The 22,301-nt window shown below is 69.6% G+C and carries 18 protein-coding genes, 5 tRNA genes and 2 pseudogenes; 13 read left to right on the top strand and 12 right to left on the bottom strand.

Translation table 11 applies throughout. The features are described 5' to 3' along the window. Nucleotides 1–4 precede the first annotated feature (4 nt). Entirely contained in the window at nt 5–583 is a 579-nt protein-coding gene (locus tag ACZ4EG_RS17120; RefSeq protein WP_453556704.1) for an HAD domain-containing protein, read from the top strand. A 124-nt stretch (nt 584–707) separates the two neighbouring features. Here the strand turns inward: ACZ4EG_RS17120 and ACZ4EG_RS17125 are convergent. From ACZ4EG_RS17125 to ACZ4EG_RS17145, 5 genes and pseudogenes are all read right to left on the bottom strand, one after another. Then, a pseudogene (locus ACZ4EG_RS17125) lies at nt 708–1,147 on the bottom strand (mobilization protein); the annotation flags it as partial. 116 nt (nt 1,148–1,263) lie between these two features. Further along, nucleotides 1,264–1,336, bottom strand: a tRNA-Lys gene (locus ACZ4EG_RS17130). Between the two features lie 188 nt (nt 1,337–1,524). Next, on the bottom strand, nt 1,525–3,735 hold the full coding sequence (locus ACZ4EG_RS17135) for a DEAD/DEAH box helicase (protein ID WP_453556702.1): 2,211 nt from the start codon (nt 3,733–3,735) through the stop codon (nt 1,525–1,527). 236 nt (nt 3,736–3,971) lie between these two features. Beyond that, nucleotides 3,972–4,481, bottom strand: a complete 510-nt coding sequence (locus tag ACZ4EG_RS17140) for a hypothetical protein (protein ID WP_467791145.1) — start codon at nt 4,479–4,481, stop codon at nt 3,972–3,974. Between the two features lie 78 nt (nt 4,482–4,559). After that, nucleotides 4,560–4,910, bottom strand: coding sequence for a metallopeptidase family protein (locus tag ACZ4EG_RS17145; protein WP_006604686.1), 351 nt, complete (start codon nt 4,908–4,910; stop codon nt 4,560–4,562). Between the two features lie 106 nt (nt 4,911–5,016). Between ACZ4EG_RS17145 and ACZ4EG_RS17150 the strand changes: the two genes are divergently transcribed. The 4 genes from ACZ4EG_RS17150 (at nt 5,017) to ACZ4EG_RS17165 (ending at nt 6,936) form a co-directional block, all read left to right on the top strand. Next, the gene (locus ACZ4EG_RS17150) at nt 5,017–6,573 is read left to right on the top strand and encodes a metallophosphoesterase family protein (RefSeq protein ID WP_467791146.1); all 1,557 of its coding nucleotides are present in this window, start codon (nt 5,017–5,019) and stop codon (nt 6,571–6,573) included. 80 nt (nt 6,574–6,653) lie between these two features. Continuing rightward, nucleotides 6,654–6,726, top strand: a tRNA-Glu gene (locus ACZ4EG_RS17155). Nucleotides 6,727–6,762: 36 nt separating this feature from the next. Further along, nucleotides 6,763–6,840, top strand: a tRNA-Asp gene (locus tag ACZ4EG_RS17160). Between the two features lie 22 nt (nt 6,841–6,862). Continuing rightward, a tRNA-Phe gene (locus ACZ4EG_RS17165) sits at nt 6,863–6,936 on the top strand. Between the two features lie 190 nt (nt 6,937–7,126). Here ACZ4EG_RS17165 and ACZ4EG_RS17170 read toward each other — a convergent pair. Further along, nucleotides 7,127–7,390, bottom strand: a pseudogene (locus ACZ4EG_RS17170) (zinc ribbon domain-containing protein); the annotation flags it as partial. A 48-nt stretch (nt 7,391–7,438) separates the two neighbouring features. On the opposite strand from ACZ4EG_RS17170, the gene ACZ4EG_RS17175 reads away from it, so the two are divergent. From ACZ4EG_RS17175 to ACZ4EG_RS17190, 4 genes are all read left to right on the top strand, one after another. Continuing rightward, nucleotides 7,439–7,750, top strand: coding sequence for a hypothetical protein (locus tag ACZ4EG_RS17175; protein ID WP_467791147.1), 312 nt, complete (start codon nt 7,439–7,441; stop codon nt 7,748–7,750). Between the two features lie 61 nt (nt 7,751–7,811). Then, a complete protein-coding gene (gene hrpA / locus ACZ4EG_RS17180; RefSeq protein ID WP_453556695.1) occupies nt 7,812–11,756 on the top strand; it encodes an ATP-dependent RNA helicase HrpA in 3,945 nt (1,314 codons plus the stop codon). Nucleotides 11,757–11,849: 93 nt separating this feature from the next. Next, nucleotides 11,850–11,924: transfer RNA gene (locus tag ACZ4EG_RS17185), tRNA-Asp, on the top strand. Between the two features lie 266 nt (nt 11,925–12,190). Beyond that, entirely contained in the window at nt 12,191–12,382 is a 192-nt protein-coding gene (locus tag ACZ4EG_RS17190) for a DUF6274 family protein (RefSeq protein ID WP_363299609.1), read from the top strand. 461 nt (nt 12,383–12,843) lie between these two features. Here the strand turns inward: ACZ4EG_RS17190 and bldC are convergent, their stop codons facing one another. Beyond that, nucleotides 12,844–13,050 carry a developmental transcriptional regulator BldC gene (gene bldC, locus ACZ4EG_RS17195; RefSeq protein WP_003949541.1) on the bottom strand — a complete coding sequence of 69 codons (207 nt, stop codon included), beginning with the start codon at nt 13,048–13,050 and terminating at the stop codon, nt 12,844–12,846. Nucleotides 13,051–13,570: 520 nt separating this feature from the next. After that, nucleotides 13,571–14,413: a DUF8083 family protein gene (locus ACZ4EG_RS17200; RefSeq protein ID WP_467791148.1), complete on the bottom strand. Its 843-nt coding sequence runs from the start codon at nt 14,411–14,413 to the stop codon at nt 13,571–13,573. 255 nt (nt 14,414–14,668) lie between these two features. Between ACZ4EG_RS17200 and ACZ4EG_RS17205 the strand changes: the two genes are divergently transcribed. Then, on the top strand, nt 14,669–15,763 hold the full coding sequence (locus ACZ4EG_RS17205) for a Leu/Phe/Val dehydrogenase (RefSeq protein ID WP_467791149.1): 1,095 nt from the start codon (nt 14,669–14,671) through the stop codon (nt 15,761–15,763). A 296-nt stretch (nt 15,764–16,059) separates the two neighbouring features. After that, nucleotides 16,060–16,314, top strand: a complete 255-nt coding sequence (locus ACZ4EG_RS17210; RefSeq protein ID WP_390712300.1) for a DUF3073 domain-containing protein — start codon at nt 16,060–16,062, stop codon at nt 16,312–16,314. A 176-nt stretch (nt 16,315–16,490) separates the two neighbouring features. Here ACZ4EG_RS17210 and purM read toward each other — a convergent pair whose 3' ends face one another. The 4 genes from purM to ACZ4EG_RS17230 all read right to left on the bottom strand — a co-directional run bounded on the left by purM (nt 16,491) and on the right by ACZ4EG_RS17230 (nt 20,874). Further along, entirely contained in the window at nt 16,491–17,588 is a 1,098-nt protein-coding gene (gene purM, locus ACZ4EG_RS17215) for a phosphoribosylformylglycinamidine cyclo-ligase (protein WP_467791150.1), read from the bottom strand. Between the two features lie 34 nt (nt 17,589–17,622). Next, entirely contained in the window at nt 17,623–19,152 is a 1,530-nt protein-coding gene (purF, locus tag ACZ4EG_RS17220) for an amidophosphoribosyltransferase (RefSeq protein WP_263210384.1), read from the bottom strand. Nucleotides 19,153–19,225: 73 nt separating this feature from the next. Then, nucleotides 19,226–20,026, bottom strand: coding sequence for an META domain-containing protein (locus tag ACZ4EG_RS17225; RefSeq protein WP_467791151.1), 801 nt, complete (start codon nt 20,024–20,026; stop codon nt 19,226–19,228). A gap of 50 nt (nt 20,027–20,076) precedes the next feature. Beyond that, a complete protein-coding gene (locus ACZ4EG_RS17230; RefSeq protein ID WP_453556682.1) occupies nt 20,077–20,874 on the bottom strand; it encodes a maleylpyruvate isomerase family mycothiol-dependent enzyme in 798 nt (265 codons plus the stop codon). A 199-nt stretch (nt 20,875–21,073) separates the two neighbouring features. On the opposite strand from ACZ4EG_RS17230, the gene ACZ4EG_RS17235 reads away from it, so the two are divergent. Both ACZ4EG_RS17235 and ACZ4EG_RS17240 read left to right on the top strand, forming a co-directional pair. Further along, nucleotides 21,074–21,481, top strand: a complete 408-nt coding sequence (locus ACZ4EG_RS17235; protein WP_467791152.1) for a putative zinc-binding protein — start codon at nt 21,074–21,076, stop codon at nt 21,479–21,481. Continuing rightward, nucleotides 21,459–22,268, top strand: coding sequence for a YwiC-like family protein (locus tag ACZ4EG_RS17240; RefSeq protein WP_467791153.1), 810 nt, complete (start codon nt 21,459–21,461; stop codon nt 22,266–22,268). Before ACZ4EG_RS17235 ends, ACZ4EG_RS17240 begins: the two co-directional genes overlap by 23 nt. Nucleotides 22,269–22,301: the final 33 nt, after the last annotated feature.

Below are 22,301 nucleotides of genomic sequence, written 5' to 3' on the forward strand. Positions count from 1 at the left end.
CCCGATGCGCCCGCCCTACCTTCTCCTCGACGTCGACGGCGTCCTTATCCCCTTCCCGGACGCGGAAGGAGCCGGCCCCGAGACCCACACGCGCCACGACGTCGTTCCCACCGGCCGGACCGCCGACAACCCGGTCACCATCTGGCTCAACCCAGCCCACGGCCCCCTGCTCATGCACGTGATCCGAACCGGCCTGGTCACCCCCGTCTGGTGCACCAGCTGGCGCCAAGACGCCACCACGCTCATCGGTCCGCTCCTCGGCCTCCCACCCCTGCCGCACGTCGACCTGCCGCGTCCGCAGATCACGACCAGCCACCCCAACGGCTACCTGTGGAAACGCGACCACGTCGACGCCTGGCTCGGCGACGCGCCCGCCATCTGGATCGACGACGACTTCACCAGCCTCGACCACGAGTGGGCCAGGGAGCGCACCGCCCGTTGCCATGTCACCGCCCTGGTCCAGCCGGATCCGCACGTCGGGCTCCTGGCCGAGCACTTGGTCGAGGTCCTGGCTTGTGCCGCCCTGTTGCCCGTCGCGCGGGCTGATGCCTCAGGCGTCTCATGTGAAGCGAAGGCCGCCTAGCGCGGAAAAACCGCAGGAATCGCTGATGCCCTCGTCACCAGGAAGGAGCGAGGGCATCAGACTGAACAGCTATGTCGGCGGGGCGCAGGCAGTGTTGGCCCCCACCGACGCTGCCGGTGCTGCTGTTCGGTGGGCGTCCACGGGCTTCGGCGTCGGCGAGGACGGTGGCGAGCGCGGGCCAAGCCAGGTCGGCGAGGATCCGCTCGGCGTGGTCGGGGACTGCTGCTCGTACGTCGGTCGCGAGAACGCGACGGGCTTGGTCCCTGGGCGGCCGGGCTGTGAGTTCGGTGAGCGTCGGGATAGGGCACGGTCCACGGCTGTCTGGAGGTGCTGGACCGCTTGGCGAGCGGCGCCGGCTTGGTGGGCGTGGTTCTTCGCCTCGTGCCGGCGCCTAGCGACGATGGTTGCCCAGACGAGGGCTGCGAGCAGGGCGGCGAGTGCGCTGCCGTCGGGGCCGGTGGCGGTGTGGACGATGTCGCGTGCCGCGCTGCGCAGCGCGTGGGCGGCCGGCGCCTCCACCTTCACCGCCCTCGCCTCGCTCGCCGACCTGACGTGCCCCCGAACGTCCGCTCACGCATCGCTCACGCACGGGCCCGAAAATGAAACAGCGCCCGAGCCGACCGAAGCCGACCCGGACGCTGCATAGCAGGTCAGAGGGGTTAACCCTCGCCTGCAACCCGTAGGCCCTGTGGGACTCGAACCCACAACCAATGGATTAAAAGTCCACTGCTCTGCCAATTGAGCTAAGGGCCCGGGCGAGGTTGCCTCCATGAGCATAGCCGGACGGAGCCGAGTCTCCGATCGGGTATCGGGGACCCGGCCGCGTCGGACGGGGGAACAGGCCGGAAAGGGGAGGGACCGGACGGCGGTCCAGGTGCCGCGGTGGACGACGAAGGGCCCGTACGACCGGAGTCGTACGGGCCCTTGCAGGTCACTCGGCGTCAGCCGTTGCGCTTCCAGCGCGGCTTGTCGTCGCGGCGGCCGAAGGAGCCGGTGCCGCGGTGGTCGTCACGACGGCCGTACGGGCGGTCGTGGCCGGCGGAGCGGAAGCCGGGGCGGTCGTCACGGCGGTCCCGGTTGAACGGGCGGTCGCTGCTACGGTGCCCACCGCGCTCGTCACGGCGGAAGCCACCGCGGTCGTCGCGGCGCTCGAAGGAACGACCACCACGGTCGTCACGACGCTCGAAACCACCGCGCTCGCCACCACGGTCGTCACGGCGCTCGAAACCGCCACGCTCGCCACCACGGTCGTCACGGCGCTCGAAACCACCGCGCTCGCCACCACGGTCCGGACGACGCTCGTCACGGCGGAAGCCGCCACGGTCGTCGCGACGCTCGAAGGAACGACCACCACGGTCGTCACGACGCTCGAAACCGCCACGCTCGCCACCACGGTCCGGACGACGCTCGTCACGGCGGAAGCCACCGCGGTCGTCACGACGCTCGAAACCACGGTCACGGTCGCGGTCGAAGGGGCGGCGCTCGTCGCGGCGGAAGCCGCCACGGTCGTCGCGGCGCTCGAAGGAACGGCCACCGCGGTCACCGCGGTCGCCGCGGTCGAAGCCACGCTCGCCCCGGTCGTCACGCCGCTCCCGGCGCTCGTACGGCGCGGAGGCCGCCGGGCGCTCGGTGCGGTCGACGTCCTGCGCGACCGGCTGCTCCGGGACGGACGCCTCGATCACGGCCACCGCCTCGGCCGCCGACGCCTGGGCCTCGGCCACCGCGGCCTCGGGGTCCTCGCCCCGCTCGCGGGCGACCCGGGCGACCAGCCGGTCGGCCTCGTCGCGCAGCTCGACGGCGCGCCGCGTGGCCCGCTCCAGCTGCTTGGTGAGCTGGGTGACCTCGCGCTCGGCCTGCTGGGCGGCGTTGCCCGCGGACTCGGCCTGGACCTCGGTCATGGAGCGGGCGCCGGTGATCTCGGCGACCTCCGGGTCGAAGGCGGCACCGCCCTGGATGATGTGGCGCGCGGCGTCGACTCCGGCGTCCTCCATGAGGCGGAAGATCTGGCGGCGCTGGTGCGGCAGGGACAGGGAGACGACCGTGCCGGTGCGGCCGGCACGGGCCGTGCGGCCGGCGCGGTGCAGGTAGTCCTTGTGGTCGCCGGCCGGGTCCACGTTCAGGACCAGGTCGATGCCGTCGACATGGATACCGCGGGCCGCGACGTCGGTGGCGACCAGGACGTTGACGTAACCGTCCTTGAAGTCCGCCAGCGTGCGGGTGCGCGCGCCCTGGGTCATGCCGCCGTGCAGCGCGTCCGCCTTCACGCCCGCGTCACGCAGCTGCTCGGCGACGCGGTCGGCGCCCAGCTGGGTGCGGACGAAGATGATGGTGCGGCCCTTGCGGGAGGCGATCGCGGCAGTGACCGGCGCCTTGTCCTTGGGCTTCACGATCAGGATGTGGTGCGACATCGTCGTGACCGCACCCTGAGCCGCGTCGACCTCGTGCGAGACGGGGGACTGCAGGTAGCGGTCGACGAGGGTCTGGATCTCGTTCTCCATCGTCGCGGAGAACAGCATCCGCTGGCCGCCCGCCGGAACCTGGTCGAGCAGCTCGGTGACCTCGGGCAGGAAGCCCAGGTCCGACATCTGGTCGGCCTCGTCGAGAACGGCGATCTGCACGTCCTCCAGGGAGCAGGCACCGCGGTTGATGATGTCGCGGAGGCGACCCGGGGTGGCGACGAGGATGTCGACGCCCCGCTCCAGGGCGTAGATCTGGTTGCCCATCGACGTGCCGCCGCAGACGACCTTCATCTTCAGGCCGAGGACGTCGCCGTACGGCTGGAGGGCGTCCGCCACCTGCATGGCCAGCTCACGCGTCGGCGTGAGGATGACGGCGCGGGGGCGCTTCTTCTCCGTGCGGCCACCGGCCAGCGTGGCCAGCGTCGGCAGACCGAAGGAGAGGGTCTTGCCGGAGCCGGTGCGGCCACGGCCGAGGATGTCCTTGCCGACCAGGGCGTCCGGGATGGTCGCGGCCTGGATCGGGAACGGGACGGTCACGCCGTTCTGCGCGAGCTTGCGCACCACGCCCTCGGGGAGACCGAGGTCGACGAAAGTGATCTGAGGGGTGTCAGCGGTCTCGGTGACCTCGGTCGACTCGTCGTTCTCGAACTCGTTCTCGGACACGACGATGTGATCTGTGCTGGACACGGACATGCGAATGCGAAACCTTCCGGAGTCTCTTCGGCACGCGCCCGTCAACTCCGTGATTCGCAATACGACCGCCTCAATGCGGTCCGCCACGGCAAAGGAGAGTACGCGCCACACGGCGCGCTCTGCGTTGGCGCCGGGCAAATGGGATCAAACGATCTACCACCATACGCACCCACCGCCCCCCAAGGCAAACTCAACCCACGAGACGCTGGTCACGTACCCACACCAGCCCGTACCGACTACGCCGGAGACCCCGCCTCGGGCGCCGGCTCCCGATCCCCCAGCTGCGGCCCCGCCTCCTCGTGCGCCGACGACGACGGCTCGGCCGTCGGCGGGGTCGACACGGGCGGCGGCGGGGTCGACGCCGGAGGCTCCGGCTCGGGAGGCGTCGGCGTGGGGGTCGGCGGCGCCTGGGTCGGCGCCGGAACCCCCGGCTTCTGACTGCCGCCCGGCCCGGCCGGCGACACGGAGGAACTGCCCGCCCGCGACGGCGCCGCCGACGCCGACTCATGCTTCCCGTGCTTCGCCTTCCGCCCGCGCTTGTGCTCGGCGTCGCCCTCGGCCCCGCCGTACCCCGCACCGCCCCCCGACACCATCGACCCCCCGTCGGCCGCATCGCCGCCCCGACGCCCCGACGAGTGCGAGGGGGCCGCCCGGCCACCGTCCTCGCCCACGCTCACACAGCCGGCGGCAGCCGTCACGGCCAGCACCGCGGCGGCCAGACGGACGGGTACGTACTTGGGGCGCACGGCGGCCACCTCCGGGGGAGGATGAAGGAGTCGCCGTGCCCAACTCCCGCCGGACTCAAGAAGACACGCGCCCGGCCCTCACCCGTACCCGAGCGCATGCAGCCGCTCGTCGTCGATCCCGAAATGGTGGGCGATTTCGTGCACCACGGTGACCTCGGTCTCCGCGACGACGTCCTCACGCGTGTCGCACATCCGCAGCGTCGGCCCCCGGTAGACCGTGATCCGGTCGGGCAGCACACCCGCGTACCACTCGCCGCGATCGGTCAGCGGCGTCCCCTCGTAGAGCCCGAGCAGCCCGGGATCGTCCGCCGGGGGCTCGTCCTCCACGAACACCGCGACGTTGTCCATCAGCCGCGTCAGCTCCGGCGGAATCCGGTCGAGCGCCTCGGCGACCAGTTCCTCGAACTCCTCGCGCGTCATCTCCAGCACACGGACATTGTCCGGTACGGGACGGCCACAGGAGCGTCGCGAACCGAAGGACACGTCGGCCGCCAACCCCCGCATATCCACTGCCGGGCTTGGGCATACGCGACCAATGGCCCGCGTCCCCGTCGCAGCCCGCAACCGGATCATCCGCACGCTCACCCGGCGTCGCCCGAACCGCCACGCCCCGGAACTCGCCGCCCAGCCACACCCCTGGAAGCGCGCCCTCGGCATGACGGTCGTCGTCCTCGTCGGCGCCTGGCTCGGCCTGCTGATCGTCGGCAACGTCAGAACCCAGGTCGGCCCGATGAACACGACGATGGCCCTGCGCCCGTCCCTCAGCGGCGGCACGAAGATCAACGTCTCACCGCTGGGCGCACTGACACTCGACAGCCACGTCGCACCCGTCCGCCTAGACGTGAACGTCGACCAACTCGACCCCGTCCGCTCACAGGCCCTCGTCGACCACCCCGAGCGCCTCGCCGGCCTCCAGGACGAGGTCGCCCGGGACGTCGAGCACGGCACGCTCGACCTGGCCCTGCGGTCCTGCGTCGCCGTCGTCTCCGGCGCGACCGCACTCGGCCTGGCGGTCTACCGCCGTCCCCGCCGCGCCCTCGCGGCCGGCGGACTCGCCCTCACCCTGCTCGCCGCCTCGGGAGCGACGGCGTACGCCACCTGGAACCCCAAGTCGGTCCTGGAGCCGAAGTTCTCCGGCCTGCTCTCCTCCGCGCCCTCCCTGGTCGGCAACGCGCGCAGCATCGTCACCGAATTCGACGTCTACCAGAAGGAGTTGGCGCGCCTGGTGACGAACGTGACGAAGCTCTACGACGTCACCTCCACGCTCCCGGCCTACCGGCCCGACCCGAGCACGATCCGGGTCCTGCACGTCTCCGACATCCATCTGAACCCGGCGAGCTGGAAGATCATCGCGTCGCTCGTGACCGAGTACAAGGTGAACGTGATCGTCGACTCCGGCGACACGATGGACCACGGCACGGCGGCGGAGAACGGCTTCCTCGACCCCATCGCGGATCTGGGCGCGCCGTATGTATGGGTCCGGGGCAACCACGACTCACTTCTCACCCAGAGCTACCTGGAGCGGATCAAGAACGTGCGCGTCCTGGACGACGGACGGGCACAGACGATCGCGGGACTGCGGTTCGCCGGCATCGGCGACCCCCAGTTCACCCCCGACCGCTCGGGCCGGCCGGGCGGCAACGCGGCGGAGGAACTGGCCGGGAACCGGCTGGCCACGGCCCTGCGCGACCAGCGGGCGGCGGGCACGCCGGTGGACGTGGCCGTGGCCCACGAGCCCTCGGCCGCCCGGCGCACGGACGGCGAGGTGCCACTGGTACTGGCGGGCCACCTCCACCACGAGCAGACGGAGGTCATGAAGCGGGGGACCCGGCTGCGGATGGAGGGCTCGACGGGCGGCAGCGGGCTGCGTGCGGTGGAGGGCAAGTACCCCGATCCGGTCGAGGCGTCGATCCTCTACTTCGACCGGGACACCCGACGGCTCCAGGCCTGGGACGAGATCAGACTGGGCGGCCTGGGTCTGACGACGGCCGAGGTCAGCCGTCATCTCCCGGAGGAGAACCAGCCTGGCGCGAACCCCACGCCGAGCGCCCCCACCACCCCATCGGGGACGGCGCCGCCCACGAGGCCGTAAACCGTTTTGGCGATACTCCCCGCCATCCCATATGCTTCTCACGTCCCCGACGCGCTGAGAAGCGCCCAGGCGGGCCGATAGCCCTCATCGTCTAGCGGCCTAGGACGCCGCCCTTTCAAGGCGGTAGCACGGGTTCGAATCCCGTTGGGGGCACGCAAGATCGTGTGCGACACTGTTGCACGCAAGCTTGGTCCTGTGGAGCAGTTTGGAGTGCTCGCCACCCTGTCAAGGTGGAGGCCGCGGGTTCAAATCCCGTCAGGACCGCCAAGGCTTTGCAAAAGGCCTTGACGGCTGGGTAGCTCAGTTGGTACGAGCGGCCGCCTGAAAAGCGGCAGGTCGCCGGTTCGATCCCGGCCCCAGCCACAGCCAAGGCTCCGATCCGAGGATCGGGGCCTTGTTGTATGTCTCACGAATCATTCTCGTCATACGAGCGTCCGCGTCCGCTACCGGAGACGCCGCCCGTACGAGCGATCGCGTCCGCTACCCGAGAGCAAACTCCCCGGCTTGCAGCTCACCCCCGACGATGGCTTCGGCGTAAGTGGCGCATCCAGCCCTACGCAATCAGCGTGAGGGCAGGGACCTGTGACTCGGCCCCGCAGACCCACATCCACCAGCCGCGTCGGCCGATGACGTGGGACGCATTGAGGTCCGCGTGCTCAACGAAGCCGCAGAGCCTGCACCTGAACTCGGCCTGGCTGGGCCGGTTGCGTTTGTCGATGTGGTGGCAGTGGGAGCACTCCTGGCTGGTGTACGCGGGGTTCACGTGGACCACGGGGACCACGGGGACCCCGGCCCGGCGCGCCTTGTAGGCGATGAATCGCGGCGCTACCTTCTGCCTGGTCGGCCGTGAAATCTGGGGGGGACGATGAGCCGGGACGAGTCGAGAGCCATTCGGGATACCGAGCTGGAGAAGGACCGGGCGCGGTACGGGCTGCTTGCCGTGGTCATCAGCAATCTCGCCATCGCGGGGGTCGCGATCTTCGGGGTGTGGCAGCTCGACGGTGACAAAGCGGTGATCGTCGGTGTGCTGACGGCCGGGTTCACCGCGGTCAGCAGCATGACCACGGCCTACCTGGGGATCAAGGCCGTCTCCAACACCGCCAGGTCCATCGCCCTGGGCGACAGCTCCCGCGGGCGCGAGCCGCAGTCGGCTCCTCCGGTGCAGCGCACCCCCTGAAAACACCGTGGTGCAAAAGCGTTCGCCACGGATTTCCCCGGGGTGAGATCCTGGGCGGCGTATGTCTACGCATCCCGCCCCCGCCCTCGGCGCCCTCGCCCCCCGCCTGACCGAGCTGTCGCTGCGCGACGCGCACCGGCTCGGGCGCAGGCTCGAGGGTGCACGCAAGATCCGTAAGCCCGAGGCCCGTGCCGCTGTTCTCGCCGAGATCGAGACCGAGGTCACGAAGGCCGAGGCAAGGATGGGCGAGCGGCGTGCCCGGGTGCCCGCGGTCGGCTACCCCGAGCAGCTGCCCGTCAGCCAGAAGAAGGACGTGATCGCGGCCGCCATCCGTGATCACCAGGTCGTGATCGTCGCCGGTGAGACCGGGTCCGGCAAGACGACCCAGATCCCCAAGATCTGTCTTGAGCTCGGGCGCGGGGTCAGGGGCATGATCGGGCACACACAGCCCCGTCGTATCGCGGCCCGTACGGTCGCCGAGCGCGTGGCCGAGGAGCTGGACACCCCGCTCGGCGAGTCCGTCGGCTGGAAGGTGCGGTTCACCGACCAGGTGAACCCGGACGCCACGTTCATCAAGCTGATGACGGACGGCATCCTGCTCGCCGAGATCCAGACGGACCGCGAGCTGCGCGCCTACGACACGATCATCATCGACGAGGCCCACGAGCGGTCCCTCAACATCGACTTCCTGCTCGGCTATCTGGCCCAGCTGCTGCCGAAGCGGCCGGACCTCAAGGTCGTCATCACCTCCGCGACGATCGACCCCGAGCGTTTCTCCCGGCACTTCGGCGACGCGCCGATCGTCGAGGTCAGTGGCCGGACGTATCCGGTGGAGGTGCGGTACCGGCCGCTGCTGGAGGAGGACTCCGAGGACGCGGACCGGGATCAGATCACCGCGATCACCGACGCCGTCGAGGAGTTGATGGGGGAGGGCCGGGGCGACATCCTCGTGTTCCTCTCCGGCGAGCGGGAGATCCGGGACACCGCGGACGCGTTGGAGAAGAAGAAGTACCGCTTCACCGAGGTGCTTCCTCTCTATGCCCGGCTCTCGCACGCCGAGCAGCACCGTGTGTTCCAGCCCCACGGCGGCCGCAGGATCGTTCTGGCGACGAACGTCGCCGAGACGTCCCTCACCGTCCCGGGCATCAAGTACGTCATCGACCCCGGATTCGCCCGGATCTCGCGCTACAGCCACCGCACCAAGGTGCAGCGCCTCCCCATCGAGGCGGTCTCCCAGGCCAGCGCCAACCAGCGCAAGGGCCGCTGCGGCCGTACGTCCGACGGTGTGTGCATCCGGCTGTACAGCGAGGACGACTTCAACGGGCGGCCGGAGTTCACCGACGCCGAGATCCTCCGTACGAACCTCGCCTCCGTCATTCTGCAGATGACCGCCGCCGGCCTCGGCGACATCGAGAAGTTCCCCTTCATCGACCCGCCGGACCACCGCAACATCCGTGACGGTGTGCAGTTGCTGCAGGAGCTGGGCGCGCTCGATCCGACGCAGAAGGATGTGCGCAAGCGGCTCACGGACACCGGCCGCAAGCTCGCCCAGCTGCCCGTCGACCCGCGGCTGGCCCGTATGGTCCTGGAGGCCGACAAGAACGACTGTGTCCGCGAGGTCATGGTGATCGCCGCCGCGCTGTCCATCCAGGACCCGCGTGAGCGTCCGGCCGACAAGCAGACCCAGGCCGATCAGCAGCACGCCCGCTTCAGGGACGAGACGAGCGACTTCCTCGCCTATCTCAACCTCTGGCGCTACCTCCGCGAGCAGCAGAAGGAGCGGGGCTCGTCCGCGTTCCGGCGCATGTGCAAGCAGGAGTACCTCAACTTCCTGCGCATTCGCGAATGGCAGGACATCTACACCCAGCTGCGTACGGTCGCCAAGCAGATGGGCATCCACCTCAGCGAGCAGGACGCCCCCGACGACCGCGTACACGTCTCCCTCCTTGCCGGGTTGCTCTCGCACATCGGCATGAAGGATGTGAAGGACGGCGCGAAGAACGAGTACTTGGGCGCCCGGAACGCCAAGTTCGCGATCTTCCCGGGCTCGGCCCTGTTCAAGAAGACCCCGCGCTTCGTGATGTCGGCGGAGCTGGTGGAGACGAGCCGGCTGTGGGCCCGGGTCAACGCGAAGATCGAGCCGGAGTGGGTCGAGCCGCTCGCCGGGCACCTCCTCAAGCGGACGTACAGCGAGCCGCACTGGGAGAAGGACCAGGCGGCGGTGATGGCGTTCGAGAAGGTCACGCTCTATGGCGTACCGATCGTCGCCCAGCGGAAGGTCAACTACGGCCGTATCGACCCGGAGGCCTCGCGCGAGCTTTTCATCCGCAACGCCCTGGTCGAGGGCGACTGGCGCACGCACCACAAGTTCTTCGCCGACAACCGAAAACTCCTCAGCGAGGTCGAGGAGCTGGAGCACCGCGCCCGTCGCCGGGACATCGTCGTCGACGACGAGACGCTCTTCGACTTCTACGACCAGCGGGTCCCCGACCATGTCGTCTCCGGCGCGCACTTCGACTCCTGGTGGAAGCACAAGCGGCACGAGCAGCCCGACTTCCTGGACTTCGAGCGGGAGATGCTCATCCGGGAGTCGGCGGAGGCGGTCACCAAGGCCGACTATCCCGACTCGTGGCGGCAGGGGCAGCTGAAGTTCCGGGTGACCTACCAGTTCGAGCCGGGCGCGGACGCCGACGGCGTCACCGTCCACATCCCGCTCCAGGTCCTCAACCAGGTCACGGACGAGGGCTTCGACTGGCAGATCCCGGGGCTGCGCGCGGAGGTGGTGACGGAGCTGATCCGCTCCCTGCCGAAGCCGATCCGCCGCCACTATGTGCCCGCTCCGAACTATGCGAAGGCGTTCCTGGAGAGGGCGGTGCCCTTGCAGGAGCCGCTGACGGTCACCATGGCCCGCGAGCTGAAGCGCATGGTCGGTGTGCCCTTCGAGGCCGAGGACTTCGACTGGGCGCGGGTTCCGGACCATCTGCGGATCACCTTCCGGATCGTCGACGAGCGGCGCCGCAAGCTGGCCGAGGACAAGGACCTGGAGGCGTTGAAGCTGCGGCTGAAGCCGAAGGCGCGCCAGGCCCTGTCCCAGGCCGCGGCGGCCACGGCCGAGCGCCAGGGCGGGGAGTCCCTGGAGCGCAAGGGCCTCACGGACTGGACGATCGGCTCGCTCACCCGCGTCTTCGAGACCCGCCGGGCCGGCCAGCCGGTGAAGGCGTACCCGGCGCTGGTCGACGACGGGGACACGGTGTCGGTCCGGCTCTTCGACACGGAGGCGGAGCAGGCCGAGGCGATGTGGAAGGGCACCCGGCGCCTGATCCTGCGCAACATCCCGGTCAACCCGGCGAAATTCGCGAGCGACCGCCTGACGAACGCGCAGAAGCTGGCGCTGTCCGCGAATCCGCACGGGTCGATACAGGCCCTGTTCGACGACTGCGCGATGGCGGCGGCGGACAGGCTGATCGCCGACTTCGGCGGGCCGGTGTGGGACGAGGAGTCGTACCGGAAGCTGTACGACAAGGTGCGCGCGGAGATCGTCGACACGACGGTGCGTGCGGTCACGCAGGTGCAGCAGGTCCTCGCCGCGTGGCAGGCCTGTGAACGCCGTCTGAAGACCGTACGCAGCCCCGTCCTCCTGCCCAATCTCACGGACGTACGCGCCCAGCTGGACGCCCTTGTGAAGCCCGGCTTCGTGACGTGGGCGGGCCTACGGCGGCTGCCGGACCTGATGCGCTATCTGGTGGCCGTGGACCGTCGTCTCCAGCAGATGCCGACGGGCGTCCAGCGGGACACCACTCGCATGGAGAAGGTCCACGAGATGCAGGACGAGTACGCCTGGCTCCTGGAGCAGCTTCCGCAGGGCCGTCCCGTCCCGTCGTCCGTCCTGGACATCCGCTGGATGATCGAGGAGCTCCGGGTCAGCTATTTCGCGCATGCGCTCGGTACGGCGTACCCGGTCTCCGACAAGCGGATCGTGAAGGCGATCGACGCCGCGGTCTCGTAATCGCCCGTGCACGCAGGGTGAGTTCGACCGGCGGGCTCACCCTCCTGTACAGTCTCTTCTCGCAGCGCAACGCACGAAAGCGCCGCGAAACCTGGTCCTGTGGAGCAGTTTGGAGTGCTCGCCACCCTGTCAAGGTGGAGGCCGCGGGTTCAAATCCCGTCAGGACCGCAAGATCGAAGGCCCGCACCGTTTCCGGATGCGGGCCTTCGGCATGTCCAGCCCGTCCGGCGTTCGAGGACGAGGCCGTTCAGCCGAAGCGGGGGTCTGGGGGCGGCAGCCCCCAGTGAGCGGCCACACCGACACCGGCGCCAAGAACAAGCACCGGCACCCGGAACAGCGGCCCAACCGGCGGAGCTCCCCGCTCTTGACGGCGTCACATTCCGTCGGTACCCAGAAAGCAGGCCCCGTTCTCGTGCGGGCCCCGGAGGTGGCGTATGGCGGCATCTGTCAGGCACGAGACGCGAGCCCTGCTCCGCGCGCACCTGTCGGCCGCCTCCTCCTATCGGCACCTCACCCGCCACTGTCCGATCTGCCACCGCCTGCTGCGGCTGGCGATGGACTCCGCCCCGCCGGGCGCTCAGGCCCCGGGGGGCGCCGTAGGGGACGAGGCCGCCCCGACGGCGTAGCGCTCGCGCACTCCCAACAACCGTGCCACAGTGGGACGCTGGAGCCCGTGCCTCCTTTAGCGCACATGGACCACCGGCAACAAGCCACCCGGCATGTGACGGGTGTCACCGCATGACTTTCTGAAACCCCGGTACTTACACCCGGCCTACAACGGGTCAATTTAATATGTGCAATTGCACTGCTCCCAGGGAACATCCACAGCGGATCCGACACCCCTCCCCAGACTCCGACAAGCCCGCTCACAGACCCGCGGCACCAGGGCTTTCAGCGCACAAAAAAGATCGCGCTGGACCCGGCGGAGTCCAGCGCGATCTACGACGCACCCTGTGTCACTTGCCTGAGAAGTTCCCATTGGCCTGGGCGAGGGTCCTGTTGGGGCAGGTCCCGCGTCGCTTGGAGCTAGGGTCCGGGCGCCTCGGCGAGTTGGGGGACCAGCCGTTTTGCCCGGTTATGCAGTTGTTCAGGCCTCGCTGCGCTGCTGCGGGATGCCCGCGAGAAGAGCGCGGACCTCGGCCTCGCGGTAGCGGCGGTGTCCGCCGAGCGTACGGATGGAAGTGAGCTTGCCGGCCTTCGCCCACCGCGTGACCGTCTTGGGGTCGACGCGGAACATCGTGGCGACCTCAGCCGGGGTCAGCAGCGGCTCGGCATCAGGGGTGCGAGCGGTCATGAGCGGCCTCCTCGGGAGAACCGAACCTTCTCGGTTCTTTCCTCTAAATTCTGCACCTTGACCCGCGTTGCCCGAAATGGTGGACGCGAGTCGAGTCGGTTATAGGACGAACGGCTTGTCCTCGGCACTACAACTACACCATCTGTCCAGCCGCGTCGGCCAAACCGATGGAATTGCCCTCCCAGGTAGTCATCAGCCGCGGAAGCCGATGGACCATGCCATAGCGGACAGTCACGCCACTGTGACGATCAGTCACAGGGCGATCAGGAGGCACTAGACCCCCCAAAGCATTGCAATGCTGAGATTCCGCCCAGAACGGAGCTTAGTTGGGCGGACGGAGCCTTCCCCGGACTCCTTGTCCTATTTTGGCATGAGGAGCGGCAAGAGGCGCAAGGGCCGCGTAAGTGTGGTCCATCACCCTTGACACAAAAGCCCGGATCGGAACCAACGCCCCGTCAGGTGACCTAAGTGGCGTAGACCGTACGTCGTCCAGGCCGGTTCGGGCCGTGACGTACGTCACTCAGTTCGCGGAACGCCGGTCCCGTACCGCCCGCCACCGCTCCACGAGCCGCCCGTACGCCTCCCCCGCCGCGGCCCCGTCGCCCCTGCGCAGCGCGTCGATGCCCTCGGCCACGTCCGCCGCGGAGTGGTCCCCCTCCAGTTCGCCGGCCGGCACCACATGTGCCAGGCCGCCGTAGTCCAGTTCCACCAGTGAGCGCGGGTGGAACTCCTCCAGCCATCGCCCCACGTCCACCAGGCCGTCGATCAGCGGCCCTTCCTCGATGGCGTCCTTGAGCGTCCGCAGTCCCCGGGCCACGCGCCGCCTGGCCTGCACCATGGGCGTGCGGTAACGCAGCAGGGGAGCTTCCTCGGCACTCCCCTTGGCGTACTCCCGCTCCTCGTCGGAGACCAGCACGAACCAGTTCAGCGGCACCTGCCAGGTGGCGGTGCGGATCCAGGGGCGGGCATCGGGGTTGCGGGTGAGCCAGCGCTCGTAGTCCTGGGCGGCCTGCCGGCGCACGACCGGCGGCAGCGCCGCGTCCAGGACGGACGGCGGGAACTCCTCGGGCAGCGCGCCCAGGGCCTGCCAGCCGCGCAGCCGGGTGCGCCAGGGGCAGACACAGACCACCCCGTCGACGTCCAGCACGAAGGCGTCGCCGCTCTCGTGCACCGGCACCGGGACCGGCGGGGTGGGCAGCAGATCGGCCAGGGAGCGGCGCAGCTCGTCCTGGTAGGAGGGGCGCTCGGGGCGGCGGGCGTAGCGCGCCCAGTGAGCGCGCTCCGGCTCCGGGAAGGCGGCCAACGGCTCGTACACGCGTAGATACGCCGCGTAGGGGACGATCACCGAGGACACCTTGGGCACGCCTGCTCCCTCCCCACCGGATAGGGCTCGAAACCAGTACGGGACCTGTACGGGATCCGTACGAGGTGTCCCGAAACGGGCGGGAAACCACTGCAAATCGTGCCACGCGCACGCGAGCGCGCACGGCGCGAGAGAGTGATCCTGAACACTGCGCGGATGGTGGGTGGGCACAGGCTCTACGCTCATGCCACAGCACCCGCCACCCGCACGGGAGCTGGTCTTTCGACCGCCGCAACTTACCCGGGAGTCACCACCGTGACCGACGTAACCGGCGCACCTGCTGATGTACTGCACACCCTGTTCCACTCGGACCAGGGCGGTCATGAGCAAGTAGTGCTCTGTCAGGACCGCGCGACCGGACTCAAGGCCGTGATCGCCATCCACTCCACCGCTCTCGGCCCCGCGCTGGGCGGTACGCGCTTCTATCCGTACGCGAACGAGGCGGAGGCCATCGCCGACGCCCTCAACCTCGCGCGCGGGATGTCGTACAAGAACGCCATGGCCGGGCTCGACCACGGCGGCGGCAAGGCCGTGATCATCGGCGATCCGGAGCGCATCAAGACCGAAGAGCTGCTGCTCGCCTACGGGCGGTTCGTGGCCTCGCTCGGCGGTCGCTACGTCACCGCGTGCGACGTCGGCACGTATGTCGCCGACATGGACGTCGTGGCCCGCGAGTGCCGCTGGACCACCGGGCGCTCGCCGGAGAACGGCGGCGCGGGCGACTCCTCGGTCCTCACCGCGTTCGGTGTCTACCAGGGCATGCGCGCCTCCGCCCAGCACCTGTGGGGCGACCCCTCGCTGCGCGGCCGCCGGGTCGGCATCGCCGGTGTCGGCAAGGTCGGCCACCACCTGGTCCGGCATCTGCTGGACGAGGGCGCCGAGGTCGTGATCACGGACGTGCGCGAGGACGCCGTACGGCGGATTCTCGACCAGCACCCGGGCGTCACTGCGGTCGCCGACACCGATGCGCTGATCCGCGTGGAGGGCCTCGACATCTACGCCCCCTGTGCGCTCGGCGGCGCCCTGAACGACGACTCCGTGGCGGTGCTCACGGCCAAGGTGGTGTGCGGCGCGGCCAACAACCAGCTCGCCCACCCGGGTGTGGAGAAGGACCTCGCGGACCGCGGGATCCTCTACGCGCCGGACTACGTGGTGAACGCCGGCGGTGTGATCCAGGTCGCCGACGAGCTGCACGGGTTCGACTTCGACCGGTGCAAGGCGAAGGCGGCGAAGATCTTCGACACCACGCTGGCCATCTTCGCACGTGCGAAGGAAGACGGGATTCCGCCGGCCGCCGCGGCCGACCGGATCGCCGAGCAGCGGATGCACGAGGCCGCCGCGGCACGCTGACGCCGCGGTTCCGCGAGGTTTGCCGGTACCCGTCGACGGACAGTTAGAGAGAACTCTCACGTTCGTCGGCGGGTCGGCCGCCGATAAGTGGTTAAAATCGCGGTTGACCAGCGAGGACGGGGCGCCTCGCGGGTTCTGGGCCGAGGCACGTGCTGCGGGCGACGTACCGTATGGGCGCGGGCTCAGGTACCGTGGAAGCCCTACGGACCGGTCTCTCCACGGAGAGCCCGTTCCAGATCATGAACGCGTGTCAAGACTCTGGGGCCGTCGAGCCCCGTCACCGAGGGGGTCGAGCCATGGGGCGCGGCCGGGCCAAGGCCAAGCAGACGAAGGTCGCCCGCCAGCTGAAGTACAACAGCGGCGGGACTGACCTGTCGCGTCTGGCCAGCGAGCTGGGCGCTTCGACTTCGAGCCAGCCGCCGAACGGCGAGCCGTTCGAGGACGACGAGGAAGAAGACGACCCGTACGCCCAGTACGCGGATCTCTACAACGACGACGACGAGGACGAGGACGACGAGTCCGGTCCCGCGTCGCATCGTCGCGGCGCTTGACGTAGCGCGCTTCGCGGTCTCAGCGTCTCAGCAGCGACTGCACTTCACCCGGTCCGGGGCCTCAGCGCCGGACCGGGTTTCGTGCTGCCTCCCGGGACGCCGGGCCCGGAACTGCCGGGCCCTGGGCTCGCGGGGCCGTGCGGCCCCGCGACCGTCAGGTGCAGGCACCGGGACCGTCAGGCGTAGTCACCGATCAGGGCCGCGCCCGAGTCGTGCTCGCCCCGGTCCGTGATCTCACCGGCGACCCAGGCGTCGACCCCGCGGTCGGCCAGTGTCGCCAGGGCCACGTCCACCGAGGCCTCGGGCACGATCGCGATCATGCCGACGCCCATGTTGAGGGTCTTCTCCAGCTCCAGGCGCTCGACGTCGCCGGCCCTGCCGACGAGGTCGAAGATCGCGCCCGGGGTCCAGGTGGAGCGGTCGACGACGGCGTGCAGCTGGTCCGGGATCACCCGGGCCAGGTTGGCCGCGAGGCCGCCGCCGGTGACATGACTGAAGGCGTGGACCTCGGTGGTGCGGATGAGGGCCAGGCAGTCCAGTGAGTAGATCTTGGTGGGCTCCAGGAGCTCCTCGCCGAGCGTGCGGCCGAGTTCCTCGATGTGCGCGTCGAGCGCCAGGCCCGCCTGGTTCAGCAGGACGTGACGGACCAGGGAGTACCCGTTCGAGTGAAGCCCGGAGGACGCCATGGCGATCACCGCGTCACCCTTACGGATACGATCCGCGCCGAGCAGCCGGTCGGCCTCCACGACGCCCGTACCGGCGCCGGCGACGTCGAAGTCGTCCGCACCCAGCAGACCCGGGTGTTCGGCCGTCTCACCGCCCACCAGGGCGCAGCCGGCCAGCACACAGCCCTCCGCGATGCCCTTCACGATGGCGGCGACGCGCTCGGGGTGGACCTTGCCGACGCAGATGTAGTCCGTCATGAACAGCGGCTCGGCACCGCACACCACGATGTCGTCCATGACCATGGCGACCAGGTCGTGCCCGATGGTGTCGTAGACGCCCATCTGGCGCGCGATGTCGACCTTGGTGCCGACGCCGTCCGTGGCGGAGGCGAGGAGCGGACGCTCGTAGCGCTTGAGGGCGGAGGCGTCGAAGAGGCCGGCGAAGCCGCCGAGGCCGCCGAGGACCTCGGGGCGCCGGGTCTTCTTCACCCACTCCTTCATCAGCTCGACGGCGCGGTCGCCCGCCTCGATGTCGACTCCGGCAGCCGCGTAGGAAGCACCGGCGGAAGGGCCCGTCGCCGACGGCGACTGATCAGACACAGCAGACATTGCCTGGGATCTTTCGGGTTGGTTTCTACGGGGCTTACGGGCGACGGATCGCGTCGGCCGCGGCCGTGGCGGCGGGCCCTGCGGCCAGCTCGGTCTCCAGGAGCTGCTTGCCGAGCAGTTCGGGGTCCGGGAGCTCCATCGGGTACTCGCCGTCGAAGCAGGCGCGGCACAGGTTCGGCTTGGCGATCGTGGTCGCCTCGATCATGCCGTCGATGGAGATGTAGGCCAGGGAGTCGGCGCCGAGCGAGGTGCCGATCTCCTCGATCGTCATGCCGTTGGCGATGAGCTCGGCGCGGGTGGCGAAGTCGATGCCGAAGAAGCAGGGCCACTTCACGGGCGGCGAGGAGATCCGGATGTGGACCTCGGCGGCGCCGGCCTCGCGGAGCATGCGCACCAGGGCGCGCTGTGTGTTGCCGCGCACGATCGAGTCGTCGACGACGACCAGACGCTTGCCCCTGATGACTTCCTTCAGCGGGTTCAGCTTCAGCCGGATGCCGAGCTGGCGGATGGTCTGCGAGGGCTGGATGAAGGTCCGGCCGACGTAGGCGTTCTTCACCAGACCGGCGCCGAACGGGATGCCGGAGGCCTCCGCGTAGCCGATGGCTGCCGGGGTGCCGGACTCCGGGGTCGCTATCACCAGGTCGGCCTCGACGGGGGCCTCCTTGGCGAGGCGGCGGCCCATCTCGACGCGCGAGAGATAGACGTTCCGCCCGGCGATGTCGGTGTCGGGACGGGCGAGATACACGTACTCGAAGACACAGCCCTTGGGCTTCGCTTCCGCGAATCGGGAGGTGCGCAGGCCGTTCTCGTCGATCGCGACGAACTCGCCCGGCTCTATCTCGCGGACGAAGCTGGCGCCGCAGATGTCGAGGGCGGCGCTCTCGGAGGCGACGACCCAGCCACGCTCCAGGCGGCCGAGGACCAGCGGGCGGATGCCCTGCGGGTCGCGGGCGGCGTAGAGGGTGTGCTCGTCCATGAAGACGAGCGAGAAGGCGCCCTTGACCTGCGGGAGGACGGCGTGCGCGGCCTCCTCGATGGTCAGCGGCTTGCCGTCCTCGTCGACCTGGGCCGCGAGGAGCGCGGTCAGCAGGTCGGTGTCGTTGGTGGCCGCGACCCGGGTGGACCGGCCGTTGTTGTCCTTGGGGAGGTTGGCGACCATCTCGGCGAGCTGCGCCGTGTTGACCAGGTTGCCGTTGTGGCCGAGCGCGATGGAGCCGTGCGCGGTGGCGCGGAACGTCGGCTGGGCGTTCTCCCACACGGACGCGCCGGTGGTCGAGTAGCGGGCGTGACCGACCGCGATATGACCCTGGAGCGAACCGAGAGAGGTCTCGTCGAAGACCTGGGAGACCAGGCCCATGTCCTTGAAGACGAGGATCTGGGAGCCGTTGCTGACCGCGATTCCCGCGGATTCCTGACCCCGGTGCTGGAGGGCGTAGAGCCCGAAGTACGTGAGCTTTGCGACCTCTTCACCCGGAGCCCAGACACCGAAGACGCCACACGCGTCCTGGGGGCCTTTCTCGCCGGGGAGCAGATCGTGATTGAGTCGACCGTCACCACGTGGCACGGCACCGAGTGTAGGCGAGATCGACCACTGGTCCGAATTGGCCAATGCACCGAAGTTATGCGTTCTTAACCGGTCACTCGTCGGCCACGGCGGTCACGGTCTCTCCGTTTTCGCTGGTCAGCGTGAGGTTTCGATGATCCAGTCGGTAGCTGACGGTGCCGTCGAAGAGCCGCAGCAGACTCTTTTCCGTATGCATGAGTGAGGCGTCGCACATCATTCGGGTGGTCGCGGGAGAGCCCAGGGTGATACGGGCGTCGCTGACCGTGGCGCGCGCGGTGACGTGATTGCAGCCCAGGCGGCCGCTGACCTTTCCGCTCTTGCTATCGAAGGTGAGATGGGCGTCGGCACCCTTCGGCAGGGAGCTGACGGTGTCGCCGGCACCGAGTGCCGTGATCGTCCACTTGGTGCCGTAGAGCGGGGCGTCCTCCTCCTTGGTCAGCCGGACGGTGTCGCCCCCGGTGGTGGTGAGGGTCAGCCGGTCGCCGTTCACCCGGGTGGTGAGGGGGCCGGCGGCGAGGGTGCGGGCAAGGGTCCGTTCGAAGGCCATGGGCCGTGCCTCGCACGCCATCTCGGTCGCCGTGGCGTCGCTGAGCCGGACGCGGTCGCCCTCGAAGGCGGCCCGCGCGGTGAAGTGGTTGCAGCCGTAGTTGCCCTCGGTCCTGCCACTGTCGTCGATCGCCATGTGGGCGCCCGCCGGGGCACTGCGTGTCGTGCCGTCCACGGTGACGTTGTCGACGATCCAGTGGACACCGGTCACCGGCTCCTGGGCTCCGGCGGATCCGCTGCCCGGGTGCCCGCTGCCGCAGGCCGCCGCGAGCGGGACGACGAGCACAACGGCAGCCGCGAATGTCAGTCGCGCTGTGTGCCTGTACATGTCGATTCGACGGACGGACCGGGGCGGTCGGTTCCCTCCGCACGCGCCTCCTAGGACATCAGCGGCAGCAGGGCCGCGAGATCCGCCCGCTCCCCGCTCGCGCTCACCTCCGCCGCCTCGATGGCGTCCTTCCACAGCAGCCGCCCGGTGGCGAGCCGGATCCAGGTGAGCGGGTCGGTCTCGACGACGTTGGGCGGGGTGCCACGCGTGTGCCGGGGCCCCTCGACGCACTGCACGACGGCGTACGGCGGGACGCGGACCTCGGTGGAGCCACCGGGGGCCTTCACGGCGAGCGCGTCGGCGAGCAGGCGGGTGGTCGCGGCGAGGGCCTGGCGGTCGTAGGGCACGTCGAGGCCCGGTACGGCCGCGTTCAGGTCGTCGGTGTGGACGACGAGTTCCACGGTGCGGGTGACGAGGTAGTCGTCCAGGGACAGGGCCCCCGCGCTGGTGGCCAGCAGCCGGCTGCCGGAATGTGCATCGAGAAGCTCGCGCAGGCTCCGGTCGACCTCGGCGAGATAGGCGTCGAGGTCGGGGTGCTGCTCGACCAGGCGCCGGGTGAAATCGGCGATGGCGGAGGAATTGGCGGCGGTGGCGAAGGGCCACTCGACGACGGCGACGTCCTGCCGGGGCGGCGCGGGCTCGTCGAGGGCCCGGTGAACGGCGGTGACCGCCATCCCGATGTGCGCGACGAGCTCCCGCACGGTCCACTCACCCAGCCGGGTGGGCAGCGCAAACTGCCCGGGTCCGAGGCCACGAACGGCTTCCCGTACGTTCCCGAGCTGGGCCTGTACAGCGTCGCGGATCCTGGCGGGGTCATACGTCCGTGCGCGCTTCTTGGGCGTGGGCATGGCGGTGAGCCTAGGGCCTGGTCATGTGGGTGGTCACGCGGTGGTCACGGGCCCGCACCGACGGCCTCTCGTCCCCCCATAGCACGGTGCACGGTTATGTTACGATCCGTTCTAGTAGAAACTAGAATTATCGTTTCTATCATTACCCGTGTTTTCACTTTCGCGCCCGGTGGCAGCGGCCGCGCCGGAAAGGACCCCCTTGGAGAAGCGTCGTCGGGATCTTCCCCTCGTCTACTCCTGCTCCGGCTGCTCGAGCGCGGCGCAGATGACGAACTGGCTCGCCATTAAGCTCGACCGCCGCGAAGTCGCGGAGATGTCCTGCATCGCCGGGGTCGGCGGCGACGTGCCGAGCCTCGTGCGCAAGGCGACCAGCGGTCGGCCGGTCATCGTGATCGACGGCTGCGTGCTGCAGTGCGCTCGCAGCTGCCTGGCCCGCCACGACGTGACGCCGACGGTGCACCACCTGCTCAGCGATGACGGCGTGCGCAAGCGGCTGGGCGAGGACTTCGACGAGACCGAGGCGCAGCAGATCCTCGACGGCATACTCATCCGCCTCGACTCGGCCCTCAAGAACGAGGCAGCCCATGTCCCCGCAGATACCATCTGAGTCAGCCAGGACAGCTGAGTCGGCCGGCAAGGCCAGGGCAGCCGGGCCCCGTTCCGCCCCGGTCCGGCGCCGACGGCGCGGCCAGTGGGTTCCTCCGCAGCACGGCGCCTGGGCCATGCTGCTGGTGCCCTACCTGGCCGGCCTGATCGAGGTCGGCTTCTCCTGGGTGCAGATCCCGCTGCTCCTGGGCTGGGTGGGCGGCTATGTGCTGTCCTACTTCGGACTGCTGGCCGTCAAAACCCGTCGCCCCTCCCGGGTCCGCACACAACTCCTCGTCTACGGAAGCATCACGCTGACCGCCGGCGTCACGGTTCTGCTCGCCCGGCCACAGATCCTGCTCTTCGCCCCGGTCTTCGCGGCGGTACTCGCGGTCAACGGCTTCTTCGCCAAGGCCCGCCGTGACCGCGCCTTGGCCAACGGCCTGGTCTCGGTCGTGGCGGCGACGCTGATCCTGCCGGTCGTGGCGGTGGCCGGCGAAGCATCCCCCTGGCAGGTCACCGGCACATCCCTGGTGACGCTCCTCTACTTCACCGGCTCCCTGCTCTTCGTCAGAACGACGATCCGGGCCCGGGGCGACCGCGGGATGATGACCGCGTCGCTGGCCTTCCACGCCGCGGCGCTCCTGGCGGCGGCCTGGCTGGCCCTCCCCTACGCGCTGCCCTTCACCGGCTACCTCCTCCGCGCGGCTGCCCTGCCCCGACGCGGTCTCACGCCCCAGCAGATCGGCATCGTGGAGATCTTCAGCTCGCTCGCCCTCCTGGCGACGGTGATCTGGGTGGCGGTCTGACCCGCGGTGACGGCGCAGCATGAAGGCCCCGCT

The sequence above is a fragment of the Streptomyces sp. NPDC025638 genome, assembly GCF_055558775.1.

Excerpts from the sequence above, each read along its gene's own strand:
- bldC (WP_003949541.1), bottom strand. The coding sequence starts at position 13,050 with ATGACCGCTCGCACCCCTGATGCCGAGCCGCTGCTGACCCCGGCTGAG.
- hrpA (WP_453556695.1), top strand. The coding sequence starts at position 7,812 with ATGTCTACGCATCCCGCCCCCGCCCTCGGCGCCCTCGCCCCCCGCCTG.
- ACZ4EG_RS17190 (WP_363299609.1), top strand. The coding sequence starts at position 12,191 with ATGGCGGCATCTGTCAGGCACGAGACGCGAGCCCTGCTCCGCGCGCAC.
- ACZ4EG_RS17240 (WP_467791153.1), top strand. The coding sequence starts at position 21,459 with ATGTCCCCGCAGATACCATCTGAGTCAGCCAGGACAGCTGAGTCGGCC.
- ACZ4EG_RS17135 (WP_453556702.1), bottom strand. The coding sequence starts at position 3,735 with ATGTCCGTGTCCAGCACAGATCACATCGTCGTGTCCGAGAACGAGTTC.
- ACZ4EG_RS17225 (WP_467791151.1), bottom strand. The coding sequence starts at position 20,026 with ATGTACAGGCACACAGCGCGACTGACATTCGCGGCTGCCGTTGTGCTC.
- ACZ4EG_RS17210 (WP_390712300.1), top strand. The coding sequence starts at position 16,060 with ATGGGGCGCGGCCGGGCCAAGGCCAAGCAGACGAAGGTCGCCCGCCAG.
- ACZ4EG_RS17175 (WP_467791147.1), top strand. The coding sequence starts at position 7,439 with ATGAGCCGGGACGAGTCGAGAGCCATTCGGGATACCGAGCTGGAGAAG.
- ACZ4EG_RS17150 (WP_467791146.1), top strand. The coding sequence starts at position 5,017 with ATGGCCCGCGTCCCCGTCGCAGCCCGCAACCGGATCATCCGCACGCTC.
- ACZ4EG_RS17120 (WP_453556704.1), top strand. The coding sequence starts at position 5 with ATGCGCCCGCCCTACCTTCTCCTCGACGTCGACGGCGTCCTTATCCCC.
- ACZ4EG_RS17230 (WP_453556682.1), bottom strand. The coding sequence starts at position 20,874 with ATGCCCACGCCCAAGAAGCGCGCACGGACGTATGACCCCGCCAGGATC.
- purM (WP_467791150.1), bottom strand. The coding sequence starts at position 17,588 with ATGTCTGCTGTGTCTGATCAGTCGCCGTCGGCGACGGGCCCTTCCGCC.